The sequence below is a fragment of the Vibrio sp. CB1-14 genome, from assembly GCF_040412085.2.
Classification (GTDB): Bacteria; Pseudomonadota; Gammaproteobacteria; order Enterobacterales; family Vibrionaceae; genus Vibrio; species Vibrio chaetopteri.
On sequence record NZ_CP115920.1, the window covers coordinates 1,852,835 to 1,875,957 of the forward strand.

At 45.4% G+C, this 23,123-nt stretch carries 28 protein-coding genes; 14 read left to right on the forward strand and 14 right to left on the reverse strand.

Going from position 1 to position 23,123, the window contains the following annotated elements; translation table 11 throughout:
* Positions 1 to 8 precede the first annotated feature (8 nt).
* A complete protein-coding gene (locus PG915_RS08390) occupies positions 9 to 1,025 on the reverse strand; it encodes a nucleoside hydrolase (protein WP_353496119.1) in 1,017 nt (338 codons plus the stop codon).
* A gap of 101 nt (positions 1,026 to 1,126) precedes the next feature.
* Between PG915_RS08390 and PG915_RS08395 the strand changes: the two genes are divergently transcribed.
* The 5 genes from PG915_RS08395 to PG915_RS08415 all read left to right on the forward strand — a co-directional run bounded on the left by PG915_RS08395 (position 1,127) and on the right by PG915_RS08415 (position 4,166).
* Positions 1,127 to 1,318 carry a CPXCG motif-containing cysteine-rich protein gene (locus PG915_RS08395; protein WP_353496120.1) on the forward strand — a complete coding sequence of 64 codons (192 nt, stop codon included), beginning with the start codon at positions 1,127 to 1,129 and terminating at the stop codon, positions 1,316 to 1,318.
* A 71-nt stretch (positions 1,319 to 1,389) separates the two neighbouring features.
* A complete protein-coding gene (locus PG915_RS08400; RefSeq protein WP_353498689.1) occupies positions 1,390 to 1,989 on the forward strand; it encodes a LysE/ArgO family amino acid transporter in 600 nt (199 codons plus the stop codon).
* Positions 1,990 to 1,995: 6 nt separating this feature from the next.
* Positions 1,996 to 2,724, forward strand: coding sequence for an SDR family oxidoreductase (locus PG915_RS08405; protein WP_353496121.1), 729 nt, complete (start codon positions 1,996 to 1,998; stop codon positions 2,722 to 2,724).
* Between the two features lie 12 nt (positions 2,725 to 2,736).
* The gene (locus tag PG915_RS08410; protein ID WP_353496122.1) at positions 2,737 to 3,114 is read left to right on the forward strand and encodes a GFA family protein; all 378 of its coding nucleotides are present in this window, start codon (positions 2,737 to 2,739) and stop codon (positions 3,112 to 3,114) included.
* Complete coding sequence (locus PG915_RS08415; RefSeq protein WP_353496123.1) at positions 3,111 to 4,166, forward strand: GNAT family N-acetyltransferase; 1,056 nt, start codon at positions 3,111 to 3,113, stop codon at positions 4,164 to 4,166. Before PG915_RS08410 ends, PG915_RS08415 begins: the two co-directional genes overlap by 4 nt.
* A 10-nt stretch (positions 4,167 to 4,176) precedes the next feature.
* Here the strand turns inward: PG915_RS08415 and PG915_RS08420 are convergent, their stop codons facing one another.
* Positions 4,177 to 5,043 carry a fructosamine kinase family protein gene (locus tag PG915_RS08420; protein ID WP_353496124.1) on the reverse strand — a complete coding sequence of 289 codons (867 nt, stop codon included), beginning with the start codon at positions 5,041 to 5,043 and terminating at the stop codon, positions 4,177 to 4,179.
* 179 nt (positions 5,044 to 5,222) lie between these two features.
* On the opposite strand from PG915_RS08420, the gene PG915_RS08425 reads away from it, so the two are divergent.
* Positions 5,223 to 5,567, forward strand: a complete 345-nt coding sequence (locus tag PG915_RS08425; RefSeq protein ID WP_042498691.1) for a DUF3802 family protein — start codon at positions 5,223 to 5,225, stop codon at positions 5,565 to 5,567.
* Between the two features lie 40 nt (positions 5,568 to 5,607).
* Here the strand turns inward: PG915_RS08425 and PG915_RS08430 are convergent, their stop codons facing one another.
* Complete coding sequence (locus PG915_RS08430; protein WP_353496125.1) at positions 5,608 to 6,078, reverse strand: C40 family peptidase; 471 nt, start codon at positions 6,076 to 6,078, stop codon at positions 5,608 to 5,610.
* Between the two features lie 143 nt (positions 6,079 to 6,221).
* Between PG915_RS08430 and PG915_RS08435 the strand changes: the two genes are divergently transcribed.
* A complete protein-coding gene (locus tag PG915_RS08435; protein WP_353496126.1) occupies positions 6,222 to 8,267 on the forward strand; it encodes a methyl-accepting chemotaxis protein in 2,046 nt (681 codons plus the stop codon).
* 33 nt (positions 8,268 to 8,300) lie between these two features.
* Here PG915_RS08435 and PG915_RS08440 read toward each other — a convergent pair whose 3' ends face one another.
* Positions 8,301 to 9,101 carry a sterol desaturase family protein gene (locus PG915_RS08440; protein WP_353496127.1) on the reverse strand — a complete coding sequence of 267 codons (801 nt, stop codon included), beginning with the start codon at positions 9,099 to 9,101 and terminating at the stop codon, positions 8,301 to 8,303.
* 69 nt (positions 9,102 to 9,170) lie between these two features.
* Between PG915_RS08440 and PG915_RS08445 the strand changes: the two genes are divergently transcribed.
* The 4 genes from PG915_RS08445 to PG915_RS08460 all read left to right on the forward strand — a co-directional run bounded on the left by PG915_RS08445 (position 9,171) and on the right by PG915_RS08460 (position 12,031).
* Positions 9,171 to 9,932, forward strand: a complete 762-nt coding sequence (locus tag PG915_RS08445) for a tRNA-uridine aminocarboxypropyltransferase (protein ID WP_353496128.1) — start codon at positions 9,171 to 9,173, stop codon at positions 9,930 to 9,932.
* A 153-nt stretch (positions 9,933 to 10,085) separates the two neighbouring features.
* Positions 10,086 to 10,994, forward strand: coding sequence for an N-acetylglucosamine kinase (nagK, locus tag PG915_RS08450; protein WP_353496129.1), 909 nt, complete (start codon positions 10,086 to 10,088; stop codon positions 10,992 to 10,994).
* Between the two features lie 123 nt (positions 10,995 to 11,117).
* Entirely contained in the window at positions 11,118 to 11,561 is a 444-nt protein-coding gene (gene parS, locus PG915_RS08455) for a type II toxin-antitoxin system Xre/ParS family antitoxin (protein ID WP_353496130.1), read from the forward strand.
* Positions 11,561 to 12,031, forward strand: a complete 471-nt coding sequence (locus PG915_RS08460) for an RES family NAD+ phosphorylase (RefSeq protein ID WP_353496131.1) — start codon at positions 11,561 to 11,563, stop codon at positions 12,029 to 12,031. Before parS ends, PG915_RS08460 begins: the two co-directional genes overlap by 1 nt.
* 11 nt (positions 12,032 to 12,042) lie before the next feature.
* Here the strand turns inward: PG915_RS08460 and yegS are convergent, their stop codons facing one another.
* Both yegS and yidA read right to left on the reverse strand, forming a co-directional pair.
* A complete protein-coding gene (gene yegS, locus PG915_RS08465) occupies positions 12,043 to 12,936 on the reverse strand; it encodes a lipid kinase YegS (RefSeq protein ID WP_353496132.1) in 894 nt (297 codons plus the stop codon).
* A gap of 53 nt (positions 12,937 to 12,989) precedes the next feature.
* Positions 12,990 to 13,793, reverse strand: a complete 804-nt coding sequence (gene yidA / locus PG915_RS08470; protein WP_353496133.1) for a sugar-phosphatase — start codon at positions 13,791 to 13,793, stop codon at positions 12,990 to 12,992.
* A 149-nt stretch (positions 13,794 to 13,942) separates the two neighbouring features.
* On the opposite strand from yidA, the gene queE reads away from it, so the two are divergent.
* Together queE and queC are read left to right on the forward strand one after the other, a co-directional pair.
* Positions 13,943 to 14,623 (forward strand): 7-carboxy-7-deazaguanine synthase QueE, encoded by a 681-nt coding sequence (gene queE / locus PG915_RS08475; RefSeq protein WP_353496134.1) that lies wholly within the window; start codon positions 13,943 to 13,945, stop codon positions 14,621 to 14,623.
* A gap of 20 nt (positions 14,624 to 14,643) precedes the next feature.
* Complete coding sequence (gene queC, locus PG915_RS08480; RefSeq protein WP_353496135.1) at positions 14,644 to 15,330, forward strand: 7-cyano-7-deazaguanine synthase QueC; 687 nt, start codon at positions 14,644 to 14,646, stop codon at positions 15,328 to 15,330.
* A gap of 63 nt (positions 15,331 to 15,393) precedes the next feature.
* Here queC and PG915_RS08485 read toward each other — a convergent pair whose 3' ends face one another.
* The 4 genes from PG915_RS08485 to PG915_RS08500 form a co-directional block, all read right to left on the reverse strand.
* Entirely contained in the window at positions 15,394 to 15,753 is a 360-nt protein-coding gene (locus PG915_RS08485) for a DUF2750 domain-containing protein (protein WP_353496136.1), read from the reverse strand.
* Positions 15,754 to 15,875: 122 nt separating this feature from the next.
* Positions 15,876 to 16,499 carry an OmpA family protein gene (locus PG915_RS08490; protein WP_353496137.1) on the reverse strand — a complete coding sequence of 208 codons (624 nt, stop codon included), beginning with the start codon at positions 16,497 to 16,499 and terminating at the stop codon, positions 15,876 to 15,878.
* A gap of 2 nt (positions 16,500 to 16,501) precedes the next feature.
* On the reverse strand, positions 16,502 to 17,782 hold the full coding sequence (locus PG915_RS08495) for a TolC family outer membrane protein (protein ID WP_353498690.1): 1,281 nt from the start codon (positions 17,780 to 17,782) through the stop codon (positions 16,502 to 16,504).
* Positions 17,783 to 18,212: 430 nt separating this feature from the next.
* Positions 18,213 to 19,403, reverse strand: a complete 1,191-nt coding sequence (locus tag PG915_RS08500) for a class I SAM-dependent methyltransferase (protein WP_353496138.1) — start codon at positions 19,401 to 19,403, stop codon at positions 18,213 to 18,215.
* A 149-nt stretch (positions 19,404 to 19,552) separates the two neighbouring features.
* Here PG915_RS08500 and yccX point away from each other — a divergent pair, with 149 nt between their 5' ends.
* Positions 19,553 to 19,828: an acylphosphatase gene (gene yccX / locus PG915_RS08505; RefSeq protein ID WP_353496139.1), complete on the forward strand. Its 276-nt coding sequence runs from the start codon at positions 19,553 to 19,555 to the stop codon at positions 19,826 to 19,828.
* A gap of 36 nt (positions 19,829 to 19,864) precedes the next feature.
* Here the strand turns inward: yccX and PG915_RS08510 are convergent, their stop codons facing one another.
* From PG915_RS08510 to PG915_RS08525, 4 genes are all read right to left on the reverse strand, one after another.
* Entirely contained in the window at positions 19,865 to 20,194 is a 330-nt protein-coding gene (locus PG915_RS08510) for a TusE/DsrC/DsvC family sulfur relay protein (protein WP_338164353.1), read from the reverse strand.
* A gap of 180 nt (positions 20,195 to 20,374) precedes the next feature.
* A complete protein-coding gene (locus tag PG915_RS08515; RefSeq protein WP_112461762.1) occupies positions 20,375 to 21,037 on the reverse strand; it encodes a Bax inhibitor-1/YccA family protein in 663 nt (220 codons plus the stop codon).
* Between the two features lie 216 nt (positions 21,038 to 21,253).
* The gene (locus tag PG915_RS08520) at positions 21,254 to 22,003 is read right to left on the reverse strand and encodes an amino acid ABC transporter ATP-binding protein (RefSeq protein WP_042498733.1); all 750 of its coding nucleotides are present in this window, start codon (positions 22,001 to 22,003) and stop codon (positions 21,254 to 21,256) included.
* Positions 22,004 to 22,024: 21 nt separating this feature from the next.
* Positions 22,025 to 23,122 (reverse strand): amino acid ABC transporter permease, encoded by a 1,098-nt coding sequence (locus PG915_RS08525; protein WP_353496140.1) that lies wholly within the window; start codon positions 23,120 to 23,122, stop codon positions 22,025 to 22,027.
* Between the last annotated feature and the right edge of the window lies 1 nt (position 23,123).

Genomic DNA, 23,123 nt, shown 5'->3' on the forward strand with positions numbered 1-23,123 from the left:
AATGTGGTTCATTTTGTGACGGTGTCACTATTTATAGTATTTAGATAATTGCAATAGGTAGCGTCAGCATCGGCCGAAAGGGCAATGTTTACTGACGAACCATTGTTGTGATCGACCAAAATCTGTCCCGAAGTATCGTTTTCTTCATTTAAGGTTTGCTCGACTCGAATTCGAAAAGATTGAGTTTGAATCAATTGAGGATTAGTGATGACTGAAGCGGCGAGGGGATCCCAAAAGTCGAGGTACTTGCCAATGCCTTTTTTAATAGACTGGCTGTTGAGTACCTGAGTGAGAAAGCGTGCACTGTTGTTTTCTATTTGATTCAGCTCATCGACAAAAGTTTGAGTAATTGGAACTTGCTGGGTTGCATTGAGTGCGACGAGCGTAAGATTCAAATCACTTTCAATGATTGTCTGAGCGCCTAAGGGGTCGACAAAAATGTTCCATTCAGCCACTTTGTTGGAATAGCAAGGTGGCTCTGACAAGGTTGGTTGAATGTTCCCTTCAGCACCAGGCTCGACGAACTCACTCGTTAGGTTGCCTCCCATCATTATGATTTGAGAGATTTTGTCTTTTAACGCTTTGGACAAACTAGGCTTGTCTTTTGCGTATTCAAGAAATCGCCCCCATGTGGTTCCACCACCGATACATAGTAGCGAAACGGGTTCTGAGGCACTTAAGATGTATTCTTCTAAAAAAGGAATCGCATCTATGTAATCACGATGCATGTTTTGATGTGGAAACGGAGTGTCGTAGTGGTTATCGGCAGCCTCTCGTTCTTCTCCGGGAAAGGTGTTGCTGTATCGCATGGGGGCATTAAACCCTTTGACGACTGGTATATGTAAGTCTGCCGCTTTTCCAGTTAGCGAGAGCATGTTGCTAACGTTGTGTAGCCCATGACTGAGGTGTGCATCACCTGTACCAGTGACGGAAATCCCAACCACATTGACTTCGGGGTGTAGCAGTAGATACAGCATTGCCATGTAGTCATCGAAGTCGACGTCGGTGTCGATTAGAACATTCACAGTGATCTCCTTATATGTGCTTGTGCACATAGAGGCTAGGACAAGATTTGTTAATGTCTCGTTAAAATTCTAAACTTGATAAAAAGCAACAGGATTGGAATATGGAAGCGATCAGAGAATGGCGGGTGAACTGCCCTTATTGCGGGGAGGCGTTTGAGACCTCTATTGATTGCACGTTGGACAATCAGGAGTATATTGAAGACTGCTATGTCTGCTGTCGCCCAATTTTGTTTGAAGTTACCCTAGAAAGTGAAGACGTGTTTGTGACTGTACGGCATGAGAACGAGGTTTAGATTGAAATTCAACTAATTACGCGCTAAAACATCAGATTGTTATATGGATGTAACTCGGAGTTGGTTTGGATATTGGGGTCTTTTTTACCGGTTTTTCGTTAGGTTTATCGTTAATTCTCGCGATCGGAGCACAAAACGCATTTGTCTTAAAGCAAGGGTTAAAACGCCATTATGTATTTGCAGTTTGCGCGGTCTGTGCGGTTTCTGATGCTTTGCTGATTACCGCCGGTGTGAGTGGCTTTGGAGCAGTGATTGAAGCCTATCCTTCTGTCGAAACGGTTGCTCGATATGCAGGCGCGGCATTTCTCTTTATCTACAGCTTTCAGAGTTTTCGCTCTGCAATTTCAAGCAACCATCAGCTAGATCCTGAAGGGGATAGCAACGCCAGTCTGATGAAAACAGTGCTTATTTGTTTAGCATTAACATGGCTCAACCCTCATGTTTACCTAGACACCGTCGTTCTTCTAGGTTCTATCTCAACGCAATATGCCCCTCAGCAATTCTCGTTCGGCCTTGGTGCGGTAACGGCCTCATTCGTCTTTTTCTTTTCGCTAGGATATGGCGCCAGGCTCCTCACTCCAATTTTTCATAAGCCTATTTCATGGAAGATTTTGGAGGGGCTAGTGGGCTTTATCATGCTCGCGATTGCATTGTCTTTGATTTCAGGTTAGGTGGAAATGAGTAAATTAATTGTGGTTACCGGTGGAAGCAGAGGCATTGGCGCTGCTACATCCAAACTGTTAGCGGCTAAAGGCTATAGAGTGGTCGTTAACTTCTTATCAAACGCCAAGCGAGCAGAGCAGGTGGTTAGTGATATACGACGAGATGGTGGAGAAGCGTGTAGTTATCAGGTGAATATTGCCAGTGAGGATTCAGTTGTTTCCATGTTTGACTCCATCTATGCAGAGCATGGCGAGATTTATGGGTTAGTGAATAATGCAGGGATCTTAAGTACGCAGTGCACCCTTGAGCAGATTACCGCGGAGCGTATTACTCAAATCTTAGCGACTAATGTGACTGGAACACTACTATGCGCCCGTGAAGCAATTAAATACATGAATGGGGGAAGCATAGTGAATGTTTCTTCTCGCGCATCGGTTACCGGGTCACCATTTGAGTACCTGGATTATGCCGCCAGTAAAGGAGCGGTGGATACTCTTACTAGAGGGTTAGCGTCCGAACTAGCCGGTAGAAATATTCGTGTAAACGGGGTGCGCCCGGGACTGATTAATACGGAAATGCATGCCGATGGCGGAGAGCCAGAAAGAGTTAAACGATTAGAGTCGCAGATCCCACTCGGCCGGGGAGGTGAAGCGGAGGAAGTTGCCAATGCAATTTCATGGCTGATATCAGAAGAGGCTTCTTTTGTGACGGGCACATTCGTGGATGTATCTGGCGGAAAGTAAGGAAACAAATGTATGAAACAACAAGCGCTCAGTTGTCATTGTGGAAATGTGCAGCTTTCTTTTGACCATTGGCCTGAATCGGTCACCTGCTGTAATTGCTCAATTTGTCGACGCTATGCCGCGCTTTGGGGTTATTTTCAACCAAAAGACGTGATGGTTGAAATAGCGAAAGAGACAGTAGCTTATCGCTGGGGGGATGGCTGTATCGATTTTCATCACTGCGCTGTGTGTGGTTGCGTTACTCATTATGAGTCTGCTGATAGCTCATCGACCCCGAGAACGGCCATCAACTTTAGAATGGCGGATGGCCTTAAATCTACCCAGGTTAAATATTTCGATGGAGCTGAGTCTTGGTGTTTTCTTGATGAAAGTGAGGTGCGCAAGGTATGAATCAAGAGAGGTTGAGTTTTCAAGATATCACGCTTCGGGTCGCTACAGAGCAAGACTTTGAACCGCTCTATCAACTTATGACAGAGGATGAAGCTTGGACGAAGCTTAATGGTCCTTACTTTGGTTATCAGCGTCCAACGCGTGAGCAGTTTAGCGAGGGTTACTTCTCCAAACTCATGTTGGGTAATGAAGCGCTTGTTATTGAGTATCATCAAAGAGTCGTCGGAACGGTAAGTTGTTACTGGGAAGACCAAAAAACCCGTTGGCTTGAAGTTGGAGTACTGGTTTATGACTCCCGACTTTGGGGCTGTGGCATTGGCATGAAAGCGCTGATCCCATGGGTGAGTTATCTGTTCAATACTCTAGATATAGAGCGAGTAGGGCTGACTACATGGAGCGGCAATCCGCGAATGATGAAGTGTGCGCTAAAACTTGGTATGACCCAGGAAGCGCGCCTGCGCAAGGTTCGTTACTATCAAGGGCACTATTACGACAGCGTTAAGTATGGCGTGCTGCGAGAGGAGTGGCGTGAACTAGAAAAGCTTTGGCGTCAACGTGATCATATTTACTTGTTTGATTGGGGCGATACACTCATGGTCGATGACCCCAGCCAAAGTGGCAAGATGTGCGATTGGCAAAAAATTCAGCAGGTGGAGGGGGCGAAAGCGCTATTAAGTGGGCTCGCAAAATACTGCCCCATTTATGTCGCAACCAATGCCAAAGATTCTGCAGAAGAGGATGTAAAAAGAGCCTTTGAAAGAGCGCAGCTTGCTGAATACTTATCTGGGTACTTCTGTTTCAGCAACCTTGGTGTCGGCAAAGATGATGAGGATTTTTACCCACGCATTGCCTTTAAGCTCAATACAGATACCAGTCAACTCGTAATGACTGGAGATCAACTTGAACGAGATATACTGCCAGCAAGGCGTGCGGGATTGAGAACGAACTGGCTTAATGTGAGTTCTATTTCACATAATGAAAACGGCTTTGTTCGATTAGAAGATATTCTCTATCGGGAGCAAAGCCGCATGTCTTTGGTTGACCTCGACTAAAAGGTGGCTATTACGATGATTGGATGGTGGTGATAAGCTTCTCTGCTTGATCCAAATATTCACCACCAAACAAATTGCAGTGATTGAGCAAATGATACAAGTTGTAGATGTGCTTGCGGTACTCGTACATAGGCTCGATCGCCAAAATACTTTCGTATCCGTCGTAGAACTCCTGCCTAAACCCGCCGAAAAGCTCTGTCATTGCTAAATCACATTCTCTATCACCCCAATAGCTCGCTGGGTCATAGCATATTGGTCCAAACGCGGTATTAGCCGCATTGCCATACCAAAGGTCACCGTGTAGTAAAGACGGTTTGGGATTGTGCCCGGAAAGCTGTTCGTTTACCAGTTCAACAAATTCATCGATATCTGTGAATGTGATTTGTTTTTCTTTTAGAAGCTGAAGTTGCCAGCCAATTCGCTGCTCAGAGAAGAATCGTGACCACTTTTTGTGCCACTGATTAGGTTGCAGTGTGGTGCCAATATAGTTGTCTTGATCGAACCCAAACTCCTTTTGCTCGCCCCACTTGTGTAGTTTGGCAAGTTCCTCTCCAAGCTGGTAACTAGCAGGGCCAGTATCTAAGGGTTTTACAGGTATGTAATTGAGTACGATAAAGGCACACTCTTTGGTTTTACCAATGTGAACCAGTTCAGGTACATGAACCGTGTTGGTTTCTCTTAGGGCAGTGAGATTGTCGGCTTCGATTTCAAATTTCGCGATAAAGTCTTTGTCATTGATTTTGACGAAGTAACGCTGATCACCATCGCTGATCATGTAACACTGATTAATGTCCCCGCCGCTCATTTTAATGCGCTCGGAGATATTGAACTCAAACATTAGAGTTTCTGAAAGCTGATCTGAAATTGCTTGCCACATAAACGTCTCCCACCTGCCAACACTATGGCTAGTGTAGAACAATATTGCTTACATAACATACTGTCAGCGCACAGAATCATTGACGTGACACCCGAATTTTCCTTTGTGTTCTTACAAACGTGACTTAGGTTTGCTATGGTGAAGATCTTGTCATTATTGTCATTGCTAGGAGAGCAGTCGTGGTTGTAGATACTGACGGCTATCAAGCACTTATTGAACACCTTGCGCTCAATCTAAGTGTGTTTACCTCAGAGTTGGGGGATACAGGAGAAGAGACCATTGAGGACGTATCAACGGATATGGTTGCCTCAAATATTATGGCGGTCTTCGAACAAAACCCAGAGCTTCATGCCAGTGTACGCTTTAAACTTCTTAAGGAAGTGGATTTAGTTATCCAGGATCTGGAAGAAGTGTTAGCGGGCGTTTGGAACAAAAAGGCGACCAATGAACAAGTCGCTTTTCTTGAGGAATATATCGCACTAGTAAAAAATCTATTTGACACTGCGGTGGCAAAATACGATTAATCTAGGCGTTTCTCTCTGTATCGAATTACAGAGAGAAACGTTATTGAACACTTCTAAAGTGCCAAAACGTCGATGCCCAGTATGGGTTATCTAAGCGAGAAAGCACTACCCCTTTTGATGTCGAAGCATGCATAAACGTATTGCCACCTAAATATATTCCTACGTGACGGGTTTTTCTACCAGTTTTAAAAAAGACTAAATCTCCACTTTGCGCACTCTTGTAGGCGATTTTTTCACCTACTTTGACTTGCTGCGCTGTAGTCCGTGGTAATGAGAGAGAATAGGCGTCTTGATAGACCGCTTGAACAAATGCTGAGCAGTCAACGCCGGAATAATTGGTGCCGCCCAAACGATATGGAACACCTTGCCATTTTTTATATTCAGCGAGGAAGGGCGCATTATCTGGGGTATTGTAGTGTTGCCTTGTATGTTCCGCTCGCTCTGGCTGATTAGAGCACGCCGATACGAAAACTACCATACCGTATAAAATCAATGATTTAACAAATTTCATCTGTCACACTGCTTACATCTAAACGTAATAAAAATGTCACTAAGGATTACTAATATCCTGATAATTCTATACCAAGTTATTAAATAGTACGAACCTATTACTTATTTGGTTACCGTTTAATGGATCAACTCGACGGATTGTTTATGAAAACCCCAGACAAGGGAAAACGTGCCATCTCTTTGATTCACTCTTTGAGTGCTATCTTCTTAACAATTATTCTAATTTTTGTCGGCGCGAGTGTACTGAGCACCAATGGCCTTAATCAAGTTAAGCAACAGTTTGACAATTTATCAGAAAAAGCCCTTCCACTGTCTCTTAATAATGCCGCATTGACGCAAGATGTACTGGAACAAGTAAAACTGCTTAACTATGGTACACAGCTTGAGTCGACAGAAGAGTTAGAGCAGATCCGCCAACGCATCACGCAGCTTGTCGAGCAAAGTAATCAAAAGGTTGAAAACCTATACGCCATTGCCTCGGAGTTGGGCAATGCCGTTACACAGGAGCAACGAGAGCTCCTTGGGCAGAAAATTGTTGAACTTCAAAGAAGCACTCAAGCGATTCTGGCATACCAATCGCAAATACTGGCCATGAGTGCAGATATCGATAAAGAAGTGGCCGGCTTTCGATATGCCATCAGTACGCTTGGTCAAGAAATGAATCGCATCAGCTTGCTGTTTACACAAAACAATCCGTCTTCGGCCGATGCCGCTACACGAGTGGTGACGGCTGCTAGTTCTCTAGAGAGCGCATTCTTGATGCTGATGATGCAGACCGATCTGAAAAAGGCTAATGGCGAATATCGGCAGATGCGCAATCGCTATGCAAGCATCAATTTAGCCTACGATCAGTTTGAAGAGTGGCATCCAGAAATCAGCGAGTTTCCAAGTTTTACTGCGCCCTATGACATGGTGAAAGCAGGGTTTAAGCAAAGCGGTGTGGTTCGTCAGATCATTGAACGGTTGGAGATTGCGACTATACAGCGTGAAGAACTCGCCAAAGCCGCTGTGCTGGCAAATGAGACCACGCAGATCTTGTCAGCCATTTCGACAACAGCGGAAGGGCTCATTGATGAGAGCCAATCCGTGGTAAACAGCACCATTCAAACCAATATTTACACTCTAATCATTACCACAGCCGTGTTAGTGATGGTTGTTTTTGGATTGTTCTTTGGACTGCGCCGCTGGGTTAATCGCGCACTTAAGAGTATTACTAGGCAGCTAAAACGTTTGGTTGAGCACGACTTAACGGGCGTCGTAGAGCTTTCAGGTCCCTCGGAAATGCGTGATATTGCCAGAAAGTTGAATCAGGTTATTGAGTCGACCCATGACTCAATCGAAGTGGTTACCCGTAACTGTGAAACCTTGTACCAAACCGCAGAAATCAGTCATGGCGCAGCAGAATCGACGCGAAGCAGTTTGCTAGCGCAAAACGAATCTCTCGATAGCATGGTTGCTACAGTGACTCAGTTGGAAGCGTCAATCAAAGAAATCGCGACCGTGACGACGTCCTCATTTTCTGATTCGCAGCAGGCAGAAGAGTTTGCTTCTCTGGGGCTAAAAGCGGTCGAGGAGAATCAGCAACGTTTGCATACCCTTGAAACGACACTCGGCAACAATGAAACCTCGATGAATGAGTTGGATGGTAAAGTAAAGCAAATCCAAGAAATGGTCGATATGATCAGTGGTATTGCAGACAACACCAACTTGTTAGCGCTCAACGCTGCCATTGAAGCGGCGCGAGCGGGTGAAATGGGACGCGGCTTTGCCGTTGTTGCGGATGAAGTACGCAAGCTCGCGAGCGATACCTCAGAGCAAACCACCAATATTCGCCAAATGATGGCTGAGCTGATGGACGCCGCCCAAGATTCGAGACAATCTGTTATCGAGTCTCGAGCTGAAATGAATCACGCCCTAGATTCTAGTGAGCGAGTCAAAACGTCGTTCTCAGATATTGCGCTGTCTGTGAATCATATTCGAGAACGAGCGGAGCAAGTATCTGTGGCAACCGAAGAGCAAGAGCGAGCGACAGCAGAAGTAGGGCGCGCCATTGTTCATGTCACCGACCAAGGTGAGCATTCAAATATGCAGCTTGAGTCTATGGTTGAAAGTGCTGAGCAGGTGGCTGATATCGCAGGCCACCAGCAAGCAATGCTTCACAAGTACGAGCTCAATCGTCTATCCGTTTGAACGAACAGCAGTTTAAACGAATAGCGGTTTAACCTAATTAGACTCGCGATCGTTCCTAAAAGGCTGGGTAAGTAACTTATCCAGCCTCTGCTCGTTTTTAGCCGCAAATTCTGGAATGCCTATCTCCACCTTATCGTGTCCAAGCTCTGGCTGAGCGCGATAGGTGCCAAACCAGCGATCCCATACCGACAAAAAGAAACCAAAGTTGGAGTGTGTCTCCTTGGGTATTACCGAGTGATGAACGCGATGAAAATCCGGAGTCACCACGATTTTTCTTAGAGCTTTGTCTACGGGTGCAGGCAGCTTGGCATTGCTGTGATTAAACATCGCGCTCGCATTAAGAACAATCTCAAACACCAATACTGCAACAGGTGGGATCCCAAGCGCCATCACTACGCCAATTTTGATCCACATCGATAGCACAATTTCAATGGGGTGGAAGCGAGCACCGGTGGTGACGTCTATATCTCTATCCGCGTGATGCATGCGGTGTAATCGCCAAAGTATGGGCAGTCGATGGAACACGACATGCTGAAAGTAGATAACGCCATCAAGCAAGATGACGCTGATTGGTACTACCAGCCATAAGGGCAAGGCAAGGTGGTTGAAAAGCCCCACTTGAAGTTGAGCCGCGCGCAAAGATGCTTCAATCGCTAAAAGGGGCATGGCAACCGCTAAGGTTAAAGAGTTAAACCCTACGAGCGCGAGATTGTTACTCCAACGTAATAAACGGCTGCGCGTTCGCGCCTTTCTTGGGACTGCCCACTCCCAGACAGCGCAGAGCACTAATACAGAAAGAAAGATCGCTAGGCGAATAGTGTCACTGTTTTCCATTGCTATTGAGTTTCCTTTTACTAACGCACGTTGGCAGAGTAGAATCCCGCCACCTTTTGTCAAAGTACCATGATTATGAGACGCCACGCCTTCCACGCCATGTATGACGAGCGACTTGCCGCAGCCACTAAACCATTCAACGCCCGCGGAGCAAAAGTTGAACGTTGTAAAACCTGCCAAATCGCCAAGCAATACTGTATCTGCGAACACCAACCCGTACCGAACCTTGATATTGCGGTCATGCTGTTGGTCTCTGATGCAGAGATCTTAAAACCAAGCAATACTGGGCGTTTAATACTTGATACGGTTGAGCAAGGCTATGCGTTTCCTTGGCATCGTACTGAGCCAAATGCAGACATGTTGGCGGTGTTAAATGATGAGACCTTACAGCCGATTATAATCTTTCCAGAAGATTATGTAGATGATAAAACGCGTGTTCTAGAAATGGGTGCGCAATCTGAGTTAAATACGACTTTATCTGAAGGTAAAAAGCCACTGTTTATCTTTTTGGACGGCAGTTGGCGAGAAGCACGAAGAATGTTTCGCAAATCGCCGTATTTGGACAGGTTCCCAGTTTGTTCTATCAAACCAGAAGCCGTGTCGAATTACGTAATGCGCAAGTCTGAGAATGAAGACCACCTAGCGACCGCAGAAGTGGCCAGTTTAGTATTTGAGCAATTTGGCGAAGAGAAAACCGCCAATACACTCGCTCTTTGGTTTGCTGCTTTTCGTGAAAGCTACATGTTAAGTAAGACTCGCTTCTCTCCTGATCTCACTCGTCCAGAGTTAAATAATTTCATAGCTCTAATAAAAAACGAGACGTTGCTCTAATAGTGTCCATTTAGGTGACGACTTGTTAACCAAGCGGTGCAAGCAAAGGTATAAATTGGGGCTGCATCACGGTTTGAGGGGGTAGGGATATGGATAATGCCATCAGTTATTCTATTTTTTTCGCCTCAGATTGAGGTTTCAAGGAGAGTTTTCATGTATTACGGCTTTGACGTCGGCGGCACAAAAATTGAGTTTGGTGCTTTCAACGAAAAACTAGAACGTGTAGCCACTGAGCGCGTTCCAACACCAGTTGATGATTATCAAGTATTGGTCGATACGTTAGCGGGTTTAGTTGCGAAATACGACGCAGAGTTGGGTACAGAAGGGAAAGTGGGTCTCGGTCTTCCTGGTATGGAAGATGCGGACGACGGTACCGTACTGACAGTAAATATCGGCTGTGCGAAAGGTAAACCGTTACGTCACGACCTACAACAAAAAATTGGTCGTGAAGTGAAGTTAGAAAATGACGCAAACTGTTTTGCGCTTTCTGAAGCTTGGGATGATGAACTTAAAGATTCGCCTTCAGTGATGGGGTTGATCCTGGGTACTGGTTTTGGTGGCGGTTTGATTTACGAAGGAAAAGTATTCTCAGGTCGTAACAACGTTGCTGGTGAGTTAGGCCATATGCGCTTGCCTATTGATGCATGGTTCCATCTAGGAGAAAAAGCACCTCTTCTGGATTGCGGTTGCGGTAAAAAAGGTTGCTTGGACAATTACCTGTCAGGTCGTGGCTTTGAGCTTCTTTATGCTAATTATTATGGCGAGAGCAAGAAAGCGATTGATATTATTAAAGCGCGTGAAGCTGGTGATGCAGAGGCGACTGAATTTGTCGACATGTTCATGGAACTGTTAGCTATCTGCTTTGCGAACATCTTCACCGGAAATGATCCACATGTCGTGACACTTGGTGGTGGTCTGTCTAACTTCGATTTGATTTACGAAGAAATGCCTAAGCGCGTGCCAAAATATTTAATGTCTGTGGCTAAATGCCCTAAGATTGTGAAAGCGAAACACGGCGATTCAGGCGGCGTTCGCGGCGCAGCATTCTTGAACATTAAGTAATTGCCATCGTTTTAAGTAAGGCGACCCAGTGGGTCGCCTTTTCTGTTTTTAGGTGGGAGTTGTCGTCAAAGCGAAAGTGATCTATCATTTGATACATTAAGAGTATATCAAGTGGTGGTTTAAATGAGTGCTTCAACTAAATTCGTTCCTTCTCGTTCAAAGGCTAGCTTTTGGTCGCAGATTGGCGTGCCTCCAAGAGGGCGCAAACTCTATGAAGCGATTGAAGCAGGCTTCGACTTTGCAACCTACCAAAAGCTCGCGACAGCGACGGGGATAGAGAAAAAAGAGCTCGCTCGTATCACCAACATCAAAAGCGCAACACTGAGCCGCCGAGCGAAGGATGGTAAATTCTCTTCAGATGAAAGTGACAGGCTTTACCGATATGCCGAAGTCTACAATGCGTCACTGCGTTTGTTTGAGAACAATAAAATCAAAGCGTTTCAGTGGATGCACAACCCAGTGAAGGCATTAGGGTACATCGCGCCGAGCGACATGTTGAAAACCAGTGCTGAAACCGAAGAAGTACTAAGCGTAATTGGCCGCCTCGAGCATGGCGTTTTCAATTAATGCAGTTGTATCGAATTGTAAAGAGAAAATTCGCCACAAGCATAGAGCAAGTCTTTGATGGTGAGGGGGCGCGGCGCTATGGTGGGCGATGGAACTCGGCAGGCATGCGATGTGTGTATCTCGCAACGTCCGAGTCATTGGCCATTTTAGAAGTGCTGGTGCATCTCAACGATTCTGAGCTGCTCAATGACTATGAGTTGTATCGTATTGATGTGGACGATAATGCGATCATCGAACTTGACCAAAGCTATTTGCCGGATGATTGGCAAGAAGATCCGGCACCGGCGTCGACCGCACAAATTGGTGATGAATGGATAGGCAGTGACATAAGTCTTTTTCTTAAAATCCCTTCGACTATCGTACCGCGAGAGTTCAATTGCCTGCTAAATCTCGCTCATCCTGATTTTGACTTAGAGAAACTTAACGTCGTTAAGCTCAACTTTGAGCCGGATCCTCGTTTGCTTGGTTAAGATAATCAAGGTTAAACGACAGGGCTGTGAGCCGGAAGCACTAGCTTGATGGCGTTTGGCAGGACACTGAACTTGATGTGCTTTGATGTTAGTGGTTCGCCATCGAGATTTACTGGCATCACTGAATCAGAAATCCACTCCAATGTTTTCACTTGGTTTCGCTTTACAAACGTGCCACTAAACTCGGGTTGTTGGAGCAGCTCATCGACCACTGCGGGAATATCGCCTGGCGTAAACTCTTCCAATGACACTACGTCAAGCAGCCCATCATTGAGCATAGCGTTGGGTGACAAAGGTTGACCGCCGCCAGCCATTCTGCCGTTGCATACAGCGCCGACGACAACATGACTGTCTACTTCCTTGCCGTCATACAATACTCTGCCGCTAAAAGGTTGAAAATTAATCGCTTGAACAAGGCCTGCAAGGGTATAAGCACCGCCACCTAAGAAGTTCTTCAAAGCTACGGGTGTATTAGCGGTGACCTGAGCGCCAAATCCGGCCGTGGCGATATTGATAAAGTGTCTTTCATTAGCCGATGCCGCGTCGATAAACGTGGCTTGGCCGGTCAGTGCTAAATGCAGAGCATCATAAGGGGAGAGAGTTGGAATTTCGCAGGCTGTAGCAAAGTCATTAGCCGTACCGAGTGGTAGGACAGCTAACTCGATGTGAGAAAGTTTTTGTTTGAGCAGGGCATCGACCACTTCATTGATGGTGCCGTCACCACCGCCTGCGATGAGGCGTGTGACACCATTAGCACCGGCTTCTTGTACTAACCTTTCAATATCTCCGCCTTCCCACGTCACGCGAACCTCAAGTTGGTGCCCTTGTTCTCGAAGTTGATAGACGGCTTCTCGAATGTCTTCTTGAGCAGCTTTTTTACCGTTTAGTAGTAGGCGGATGGTCATGTTCTTTCCTTAAAACAGCGAGTTAGCACTGAGTGCAGCGATATTACGAAAAACTATAGCACAAATTTCTCAATCGCTTTTGCTACGCCGTCATCATCATTGCTGTCTGTGATGTAATCGGCAATCGCTTTGGTCGCTTCCATCGCATTCGCCATCGCGACACCTTTACCAGCAAACTTGATCATGTGATGGTCGTTTTCGGCATCACCAAAGCACATCGTTTGCTCATAAGGAATGCCCAGGTGATCGGCAACGACTTTAACCCCTTCACCTTTGTTGCTGAGTGGGTTTAAGAACTCTAAGAAGAATGGGGCGCTTTGAACGATGGTGTAATCATCGTGATACGACGCGTCAATCTTGGCAATGCCTTTAGTGAGTTTGCTCGGCTCGCCAACAATCATCGCTTTGATGATTTCATGGTCATCTTCTAAGCGTTCAAAGTCATAAACAGTGAAGTCGAGCTTATTGATTTCTGCTTCGTGGTCGGTGTATGGGTTAGCTTCTGTGGTAATCAATCCGATCTGCGTGCTGAACGCGTGACAGTGTAGCCCTAGTTCGTTTGCAAGACGTGCAATACGCTTAGCATCTTTGCCTGTTAGTGGCTGCTCGTGAAGCTTTTCACCACTTTTGACCTTTTCAACGTAGGTGCCGTTAAAGTGAATAACAAAGTCGTCTTGCTCTGTTAAACCTAATTCTACAAGTGCATCCTTCATACCGTTAAGTGGTCGGCCAGAAGCAAGAACGACCGTAACGCCTTTGGCTTTAGCAGCAGCGATGGCTTGTTTGGTACGAGGGGTGATGTTTTTGTCGGATGTGAGTAGGGTTCCATCCATATCGATAGCGATGAGTTTGTACACGTGACTTACCTAAAAAAGAAATAAAACAAAACCGCATGAGAATAGGGAAATTAGCCGCAGACTGCCAGTGATTTTGTCGTCCGGTTAATGTTGAATTTCTAGCGCGCATCCTTTAAGGTCTGCTCATCTTACATAAATGGCAAAATTTAATGAGCGGTAAACAATTCAAGATCAATGAGATGTTTGAAACCATTCAAGGAGAGGGCGTGTTCACTGGCGTTCCTGCGGTATTCATTCGTCTACAGATCTGTAATGTGGGTTGTGCGTGGTGTGATACCAAGCAGACCTGGGAAGCAAAGCAAGAAGATGAGCGCGCGTTCGGCGAAATCATCACTAAGCAAGGTGATAGCCCTACTTGGAGTGATGTCAGCGCAGATGAGGTCGTTGCTATGTATCAAGCCCAGGGCTTTACAGCGAAGCATATTGTCATTACTGGTGGTGAGCCTTGCGAATATGACTTAACGCCCCTTTGTGAGGCGTTTGAGGCTATCGATGCTCGTTGCCAAATCGAAACCAGCGGCACGTCAGAAGTGAGAGTCACTGAGAATACCTGGGTGACAGTGTCACCTAAGATCGCCATGAAAGGCAAACGCGAAGTGCTTACCTCAGCGCTAGAGCGAGCGAATGAAATTAAACATCCTGTGGCGACGGATAACAACATTGAACAGCTTGATGCGTTGCTTGACGGTGTGGCGTTAAAACCGGATGTGGTGATTGCGCTGCAGCCAATTAGCCAAAAGCCACGCGCGACAGAGCTTTGTATGAGCACGTGTATCGCGCGTAACTGGCGTTTGTCGGTACAAACGCATAAATACTTAAATATTGCATAACACTAAATATGGAGACGGTAATGAAGAAGGCAGTAGTAGTTTTTAGTGGTGGCCAAGACTCGACCACGTGTTTGGTGCAAGCATTAAAAGAGTATGATGAAGTACACGCAATCACGTTTGATTACGGTCAGAGACACAAGCTAGAAATCGAAGTCGCACAAGCTTTGACAGAAAAGCTTGGCGTAAAAGCACACAAAGTGATGGATGTAGGTCTTCTCAATGAACTGGCCATCAGCTCACTGACACGTGATGACATTCCTGTCTCTCATGAACTGCAAGAAAATGGCTTACCAAACTCGTTTGTTCCGGGTCGTAATATTCTTTTTCTAACCTTAGCTGGTATTTACGCTTATCAAATTGGCGCTTCAGCGGTTATCACGGGTGTGTGTGAAACCGACTTCTCTGGCTACCCAGATTGTCGCAATGACTTTATTAAGGCAATGAACAGTGCTTTGGTGCAGGGTATGGATAGAGAGCTGGATATCGTTACACCACTAATGTGGCTAGATAAAGCCGAAACATGGGCACTGGCAGACAAATATGATGCGCTAGAGCTTGTTCGTAACGAGACGCTGACCTGTTATAACGGCATCGTTGGTGATGGTTGTGGTGATTGCCCATCATGTGAGCTGCGAGCAAATGGCCTAAACCATTATCTCGATAATCAGCAAGCGGTGATGCAATCACTTAAAGAGAAATCAAACTAAAAAGAGGCGCATGATGCGCCTCTTTATTATCTACTACGTTTATTCAAAACGACAGTGGACTGATTAGTTAAGTTTTAGATATAGCTTAGCAACCTCTGAAGGCTCCATTTCCTTACCGTCTAGCTGAGCGTTCCAGTTCGTGCCGATCAATACGCCGTCTTCGTCCAATGTCAGTAGCCAATCTTCAACGAAGATATCAAGGGGGATGTGCAGTACTTCAAAATCCGCCCACTCTTCAACGTTGTGAGTTTTTGCGTCTTCCTCTGACGACCAGAAAGGCATTACTTCACTGTTTTCGAACTCGGTCGAATCACACGCCAACCAACCATCTTCGTTGCGAAGACCCCATACAAGTTGGGTTTTGCTTGTTTCTTCAATAAACAGCTTTAGGTTTTGTTCGATATCAGACGTTAATTTGCTCATTGTTATCTACTCATAGTAAGAACTGCTTACAAGACTAGCATGAGATCATTAATATCTAAATGAATTGGCAATAAAAAAGCGCTCTAGAAGAGCGCTTTATGTCTGATTGATGGAGAACTAGGCTACTTGCCGATTTTGGTGAATATCGTCCATTCAATTTTGACCTCACCCTTGTAGCCGACCACTGAAGCGACGACTTTACGATTCATTGCATGAGCAAATTCACTGTCGCCTAATTCTTCAGGTTGCGTATCGCCAAAACCAACGATAGTGAGTCTGCTTGGGTCGATACCATTGCTTATTATGGCCTGCCTTACGACATCGGCGCGGTTTTGTGAAAGCAGCATATTCTTGTCAGTATTGCCGACGATACTCGCGAAACCTTGAATTTCAATGCTGGTTTCTGGGTACTCTTTTAGGAAGTCCGCCATCTCACTGATTTGATCTTGGAACACCGGCTTGATGTAGGTTGAGTTGTTATCAAACAAGATACGCAATGCCAGTGTGTTTGAAACGTCGATGTACTCTTCACAGCCGTCGTTATCGAGTGCTGCGCCCTGCGGCGTAGTGATACATAGATCTCTTGCATTGATAACGCCGTCTCCGTCGTCATCAATTAAATCTGCTTTCTGATCTGCAACTGGTGTTGGAATATATTCGTACTTATCGTTTTCTTCGTTGGAGGCCACAGCGGTAAGTGGCAATACCATTAGCCCACAGATGAGCAGTTTTCTCTGTAGTTTCATGATTAATACTCCACTTTCTCATTCCATTCCGACGGCGTATCGACGCGCAGCGCATCAAGCAGGGCACCTGTTGCGTTCATGACTCGGTAGCGCGCGAATTGCTCAGCGTATTTGGCATCTAAATAGCCTTTTCGAGCTTCAAATAACTCGTTCTCGGTGTTCAGCACATCAAGTAGAGTACGCTTACCGATCTTGTATTGCTTTTGATAGGCAACCACGGTGTCAGATGCTGAATCCACGTGGTCGGATAAAAATTCACGTTGCTGAACGGTAAACTCGAGTCCCGTCCAAGACAGTCGCAGTCCTTCTTCAACCATACGATAGGTTCTGTCTCTGAAGTCTTTTGCCTTGTTAAGCTGGTATGCTGCCGATTCACTGCGGTCTGAATCCGAACCACCGTTATACAAGTTGTAGCGCATACGCAGCATGGCTCGGGTTTCGTTATCGGTACCTATGTTGCCGCCAGCATCATCGCGCCAGTTGTGGCCAGCATCGATATAGAAAGTAGGGTAGTTAACCCCTTTGGTTTGTTGGTATTGGAAACGCGCTGAGTCTACATCTACCTGAGAAATCTTGATAACAGGGTGTCTCTCCATTGCCGTTTTTAGAGCATTTTCGACTGAAAGTGGAATAGCTACCTCATCGGCTCTTGGGTATTTAAGCCCCAGAGGCGCTTGTCCTACAAGGCGTTTAAACTGAGTGTGAGTATCAAAAAGGTTGTTTTGAGCGGCTAGCAGATTACCGTGAGCCTTCGCGATACGAGCTTCAACCTGAGATAGATCAGCCGTAGAACCAATACCGGAATCAACGCGCTTCTTAATATCTGAGTAAATCTTTTTGTGAACGTCCAAATTCGCTTCAGACAGTGCAAGCACTTCGTAAGCTTTGGTTGAATCCAAATAGATTTGAGCGACTTCTAACGCGATATCTGAGGCATCAGCGAGGAGTTGATAGCGTACTGATTCGGCTTCTGCCGCAGTACGGTCAATGTCGTTTAGTGTTTCGTTACCGTCCCAGATGAGCTGAGTAAGAGAGATTCCAACTTCCTTTCTTGTGAGACTTTCGTTTCGAGGGATGGAGTTTTCTCTGTCAAAATCTGTTTTCTCGTAACCAATACCACCGTCTAAATCGACTTTTGGACGGTAGGCACCAACCGCGGCATCTGCATCGTATCGCTTACTGACATACTCATTGTACGCAGCTTTAATATCTGGGTTGGTTTTGAGCGTGTAAGCAACGGCCTGCTCAAGAGTTTGGCTACTAACAGGGAGGCTAAGAGCCATAAAACAAGCTGCTGCGGTCGTGGTAAGCTTATTCAAAGTCTTTCTCCTTGATCCTTTGCCTGTGAGGAGCTTTAGCATGAATTCATCGAGCTCAAGTATGTTTGGAAGTGTTCGCATCTTTGCTTCACTCAGTAGTTTGGGAATAAATTCAGCCAAGTCAAAATGTTACCCACTGTAGTACTAACTATAGCGAGAGCTAGGTGCTTTTCAATGTCGATTTGTCTAGATTATGTATCTAATGTAAGACTGGCGCCTATTTCATCGCATCAACAGTGATCTACCCGTACATATTATTGAAAATAGTAAAGAAATTGGCTAATGCAATTAAAACAATGAAAAGGTTTCTTGTTTTTGAGACAGCAGAAACAAAAAAGCCAACCTAAGTTAGGTTGGCTGGGAGAGAAATAGAGTTGAATCTAGCGTTTGGCTGCTATAGCACTTTACAAGCGAAGCCCTTAAGGTAGAAACCTTCTGGATAAGCGGTGTCGATTGGGTGATCTGCTGCTTGCTCAAAGCGTTCAACAAACTTCACTGAGCGATTTGCATCTAGTGCTGCATCAGCAATGATTTTTTGGAACAGATTACCATCCATAAGGCCTGAGCAAGAATAGGTGAGTAATGTTCCGCCAGGTTTAAGGATTTGCATCGCGAGCATGTTAATGTCTTTGTAACCGCGGCAAGCACCATTGAGCTGCGCTTTTGACTCGGCAAACTTTGGCGGATCCATAATGACAACATCAAACTTGGTGCCTTGGTCACGATACTCGCGCAATAGTTTGAACACATCAGCATTTAGGAATACGGCTTTTTTCTTTTCAGTAAAGCCATTGAGTTCAGCGTTGTGTTTTGCTGTATCCAGTGCCAATTGAGATACATCGGCGTTGATAACTCGTTTAGCGCCACCTTTAAGTGCGTAAAGGCCGAATCCACCTGTGTAGCTAAAGCAGTTGAGTACTTCTTTGTTCTTCACATACTTCTGTGTTTGAAAGCGACTGTCACGTTGGTCAAGATAGAAGCCAGTTTTATGACCGTTGATGATGTCGACACTAATTTTCACGCCGTTCTCTTCAATAACAACCGGTTCATCTGGTGATTGACCAAATAGTACGCCAGTGCGCTCTTCCAAGCCTTCTTTCTTTCTCACCGATACATCAGAGCGCTCATAGATAGAGCAATTCGGGAAGCAGTGGTTCAACGCTTTAACGAGAGTTTCTTTCTGGTGTTCTGCACCAGCACTGAGTAATTGGCAAACGAGAAAGTCGCCATAACGGTCAATGGTTACACCTGGCAAACCATCAGATTCAGCGGCAATTAAGCGATAGCCTGTAAGACCGTCACGCTCAATGATGTCTTCGCGCAGCAATTGTGCTTGCTGGATACGCTCAATGAAGAAGTCCACATCGATGTTTTGCTTGGTGAAGCTCCATACACGCGCACGAATTTGAGAGTTTGGAGAGTAGGCGGCTTTTGCCAACCACTCACCGTTGTGCGCATACACGTCAACTGTCTCGCCAAGTTCTGGAGTGCCATCGACACTAGAGATGCCTCTGGAGAAAACCCAAGGGTGTTTGCGTCGGAGTGATTTTTCACGGCCTTTTACAAGGTGGATAGCTGATGCCATGGTATGCCTTACGATGTTGAAACGAAGAAAAGGTGGGGTATTTTGTGTGAAGTTTCAAATAAATGCAAATTGGCTTGATGAGTTAAAACGTCAATACCTCATTCTGAACTAAAATCAGCATAGCACGCGATGGATCTAGGAGAGTAATTATGACGCAGTATTGTCAGAAGTTGATTGTCACCGGCATGGTTCAAGGTGTCGGTTTTCGTTATCACACCTGCCATGAAGGATTAAAACTAGGGCTAACCGGTTATGCTAAAAATCTCCACGATGGTTCGGTAGAGGTGGTGGCTTGCGGAGACGAATCGAAGGTTGAGGCGCTGTGTGAGTGGCTGTTAAAAGGCCCTAGGACGGCGAGCGTAGACTCGGTAACCAGAGAGCCTTGTGAGCAAACAAAAACCTACACTGGCTTTGTCATCATGTAGTCATAGCGCTGCTATGTCATTAAATAGAAGGCTTGATTACAAGCATTTTGCCGGTTTAGGAAGGCCGGCAAGTTTGGTTGCTTGTTTTGCTGGGCCTTTCTTGAACAGTTTAAATAGGTATTTACTGTTACCTTTTTCCGGGCCATGTGCTTTTTCCATGGCTTTGACCAACATTCTTACTGCTGGAGAGGTATTAAACTCTTCATAGAACTCGCGAACAAATAGAACCACTTCTAAGTGAGCGTCTGTCACTTCAATGCCTTCTTGCTCTGCCAAAATAGTGATCATACCTTGCTCCCAATCTTGATGATTGAGTAGGTAGCCTTCTGCATCGGTATCGATGGTTTTTCCGTTGTATTCAAACATGATTTGCAATCTAGTTGAGGATCATCGACGCAAGGTTAGCTTAGGTTTATCTTGTTTATCAAGTGCTGTGTGATGTTTAGGTTTTCTATTCCGTTTTGATTTTCTAGCGTTCATAGGCAAACAAAAAGCCCGAGACATTGTCTCGGGCTTCATACAATCTATGTAACTTACGAACTAGGATTAATCGTTGTTCATAATGCCCAGGATAGACAATAGGCTGATAAATAGGTTGTAGATAGATACATACAAGCTAACCGTTGCAGAGATGTAGTTTGTTTCACCACCACGTACGATTTGCTGAGTTGTCAGCAAAATTACGCCAGTAGAGAACAGAACAAACATGCCGCTCATTGCTAGGTGAATCATTGGCATTTGTAGGAAGATGTTCGCGACCATACCGATCAGAAGAACAACAAAACCAGCCATTAGTACACCGCCTAGGAACGACAAATCACGCTTAGTCGTTAGTGCGTAAGCAGAAGCGCCTAAGAACGCTAGAGCAGTACCACCCAGTGCTGTAACGATAACATCACCCATACCAGCGCCAACGTAGGCATTTAGGATAGGGCCTGTCGTATAACCGAGGAAACCAGTGAACAAGAACGTGAATACTAGACCCATGCTGTTGTTACGGTTCTTCTCAGTCAAGAATAGTAGACCGTAGAAACCAACCAACATTAGGATTAGACCTGGACGAGGTAGGTTCATTGCCATAGAGAATGCTGCAACGACCGCAGACCAAAGTAGCGTCATAGAGAGCAGCGCGTAAGTATTTCGCAATACTTTGTTTGTTTGCAGTACACTCGCTTGAGCAGAACTGCGAGATACCATAGGATCGTTCATAATCTTCCTCATAGATGATTGACTTATGTTTATATGACTATTTATGGGGTTGATTGTTCAAAAGATCAAGTCCCGCAGCAAAAGTCAGTGAACAAAATCATAATAAAAATAACTGCTTAAGGATATAATAAGATGTAACACAATATTTCCAGTGTACATCAATAACCTACAAAGAAAAAGGCGACACATTGGTCGCCTTTTTTACATTGGTGCTGATTAGTGGTGCAGAATCTGACTAAGGAAGTTCTGCGTGCGATCTGATTGAGGGTTTTCAAAGAAATCAACGGGGTTGTTTTCTTCGATAATTTCCCCAGCATCCATAAAGATAACGCGATCCGCGACTTCTTTCGCAAAGCCCATCTCATGCGTTACACACAACATAGTCATGCCTTCTTCTGCCAATTCCACCATTACATCCAGTACTTCACGAACCATTTCTGGGTCGAGTGCAGAAGTGGGTTCATCAAACAGCATTACCTGAGGGTTCATGCATAGAGAACGTGCGATAGCCACACGTTGCTGCTGGCCACCTGAAAGCTGACCCGGATACTTGTCCGCTTGATCTGGGATCTTAACGCGCTCAAGATACTTCATTGCAATCGCTTCAGCTTCCTCTTTAGGCATTTTTTTCACCCAAATTGGAGCTAAAGTACAGTTCTCTAGCACTGTTAGGTGAGGGAAGAGGTTAAAGTGTTGAAAACACATACCTACTTCGCGACGAACTGCTTCAATGTTTTTCAGATCTTCAGTGAGCTCAGTGCCAGAAACGTAAATGTGACCAGCTTGGTGCTCTTCTAGACGGTTGATACAGCGAATCATAGTTGATTTACCTGAGCCAGATGGGCCACAGATAACGATTTTTTCGCCTTTTTTAACGTCTAAATTGATGTTTTTTAGTACGTGAAACTCGCCGTACCACTTATTCATGTCCTTTAGTTGGATCATGTAGTCTTCTTGTTGCGTCATAATACGTCCTCGAATTTCCGTTTATCGTTTGTGACCGGTATGCAGTTTGTTCTCAAGCCATATCGAGTATCTCGACATGCCAAAACAGAACACCCAGAACACTAACGCGACAAATACATAACTTTCCGTAGCAAAACCTAACCACTCAGGGTCGGTGTTCGCAGCTTGTCCGATACCAAGTACATCGAACATGCCGATGATGAGTACCAGACTGGTATCTTTAAAGAGACCAATAAAGGTGTTTACGATCGATGGAATAGTGATTTTCAGCGCTTGAGGCAGCACAATCAGTCCCATCTTTTTCCAATAACTTAACCCGAGTGCATCTGCGGCTTCGTATTGCCCTTTAGGAATCGCTTGTAGACCACCACGAATTACCTCGGCCATGTAGGCGGCACTAAACATTACCACACCGATGAGTGCACGAATTAGCTTATCTGTCTCTACACCTTCAGAAAAGAAGAGTGGTAGCATAACCGATGCCATAAATAACACAGTGATAAGCGGTACACCACGCCATACCTCAATGTAGACTGTACATATGCTTCGAATAATTGGCATTTCAGAGCGGCGACCCAAGGCCAGCGCAACACCAATTGGCAGCGATACGATAATACCCACCAAAGCGATAATAAGCGTAACGAGTAGACCACCCCAACGGTGCGTATCAACGACTTCTAGTCCAAACACGCCACCATAAAGCAGTGCAGCAGCAATGAATGGATAGATGTTGACAAAGAACAACCAAATCCAAAGGCGCTTAGGTGTGCGTTCGTAGGCGAGTAGGGCAACGAATATCGCTAACGTTGCGTAAAATAGACGTGGCCTCCACAGTTCAGCCTGCGGATAGAAACCATACATGAACTGTTCCCAGCGCACGCTAATAAATACCCAACATGCCCCTTCACGAGAACAAGCATCACGCGTTGTGCCCACCCAGTCGGCTTTAAGAATTGCCCAGTCGAACACATACCAAAGTAGTGATAGAGCAAAGTATCCTAAAACGACCGTCAATACTGAGTTAGCTGGACTATTAAATAAGTTTTTACGAAGCCAACCTACAACACCTACAGTGTTTGCTGGTGGCGGGAGATCGGGTTGAAATTGATGCTGACTCATA

Bases quoted from the DNA above. Each gene is read 5' to 3' on its own strand.
- PG915_RS08395 (WP_353496120.1), top strand. From the start codon at position 1,127: ATGGAAGCGATCAGAGAATGGCGGGTGAACTGCCCTTATTGCGGGGAG.
- PG915_RS08405 (WP_353496121.1), top strand. From the start codon at position 1,996: ATGAGTAAATTAATTGTGGTTACCGGTGGAAGCAGAGGCATTGGCGCT.
- PG915_RS08410 (WP_353496122.1), top strand. From the start codon at position 2,737: ATGAAACAACAAGCGCTCAGTTGTCATTGTGGAAATGTGCAGCTTTCT.
- PG915_RS08415 (WP_353496123.1), top strand. From the start codon at position 3,111: ATGAATCAAGAGAGGTTGAGTTTTCAAGATATCACGCTTCGGGTCGCT.
- PG915_RS08420 (WP_353496124.1), bottom strand. From the start codon at position 5,043: ATGTGGCAAGCAATTTCAGATCAGCTTTCAGAAACTCTAATGTTTGAG.
- PG915_RS08430 (WP_353496125.1), bottom strand. From the start codon at position 6,078: ATGAAATTTGTTAAATCATTGATTTTATACGGTATGGTAGTTTTCGTA.
- PG915_RS08435 (WP_353496126.1), top strand. From the start codon at position 6,222: ATGAAAACCCCAGACAAGGGAAAACGTGCCATCTCTTTGATTCACTCT.
- PG915_RS08440 (WP_353496127.1), bottom strand. From the start codon at position 9,101: ATGGAAAACAGTGACACTATTCGCCTAGCGATCTTTCTTTCTGTATTA.
- PG915_RS08445 (WP_353496128.1), top strand. From the start codon at position 9,171: ATGATTATGAGACGCCACGCCTTCCACGCCATGTATGACGAGCGACTT.
- nagK (WP_353496129.1), top strand. From the start codon at position 10,086: ATGTATTACGGCTTTGACGTCGGCGGCACAAAAATTGAGTTTGGTGCT.
- parS (WP_353496130.1), top strand. From the start codon at position 11,118: ATGAGTGCTTCAACTAAATTCGTTCCTTCTCGTTCAAAGGCTAGCTTT.
- PG915_RS08460 (WP_353496131.1), top strand. From the start codon at position 11,561: ATGCAGTTGTATCGAATTGTAAAGAGAAAATTCGCCACAAGCATAGAG.
- yegS (WP_353496132.1), bottom strand. From the start codon at position 12,936: ATGACCATCCGCCTACTACTAAACGGTAAAAAAGCTGCTCAAGAAGAC.
- queE (WP_353496134.1), top strand. From the start codon at position 13,943: ATGAGCGGTAAACAATTCAAGATCAATGAGATGTTTGAAACCATTCAA.
- queC (WP_353496135.1), top strand. From the start codon at position 14,644: ATGAAGAAGGCAGTAGTAGTTTTTAGTGGTGGCCAAGACTCGACCACG.
- PG915_RS08485 (WP_353496136.1), bottom strand. From the start codon at position 15,753: ATGAGCAAATTAACGTCTGATATCGAACAAAACCTAAAGCTGTTTATT.
- PG915_RS08490 (WP_353496137.1), bottom strand. From the start codon at position 16,499: ATGAAACTACAGAGAAAACTGCTCATCTGTGGGCTAATGGTATTGCCA.
- PG915_RS08495 (WP_353498690.1), bottom strand. From the start codon at position 17,782: ATGGCTCTTAGCCTCCCTGTTAGTAGCCAAACTCTTGAGCAGGCCGTT.
- PG915_RS08500 (WP_353496138.1), bottom strand. From the start codon at position 19,403: ATGGCATCAGCTATCCACCTTGTAAAAGGCCGTGAAAAATCACTCCGA.
- yccX (WP_353496139.1), top strand. From the start codon at position 19,553: ATGACGCAGTATTGTCAGAAGTTGATTGTCACCGGCATGGTTCAAGGT.
- PG915_RS08510 (WP_338164353.1), bottom strand. From the start codon at position 20,194: ATGTTTGAATACAACGGAAAAACCATCGATACCGATGCAGAAGGCTAC.
- PG915_RS08515 (WP_112461762.1), bottom strand. From the start codon at position 21,037: ATGAACGATCCTATGGTATCTCGCAGTTCTGCTCAAGCGAGTGTACTG.
- PG915_RS08520 (WP_042498733.1), bottom strand. From the start codon at position 22,003: ATGACGCAACAAGAAGACTACATGATCCAACTAAAGGACATGAATAAG.
- PG915_RS08525 (WP_353496140.1), bottom strand. From the start codon at position 23,122: ATGAGTCAGCATCAATTTCAACCCGATCTCCCGCCACCAGCAAACACT.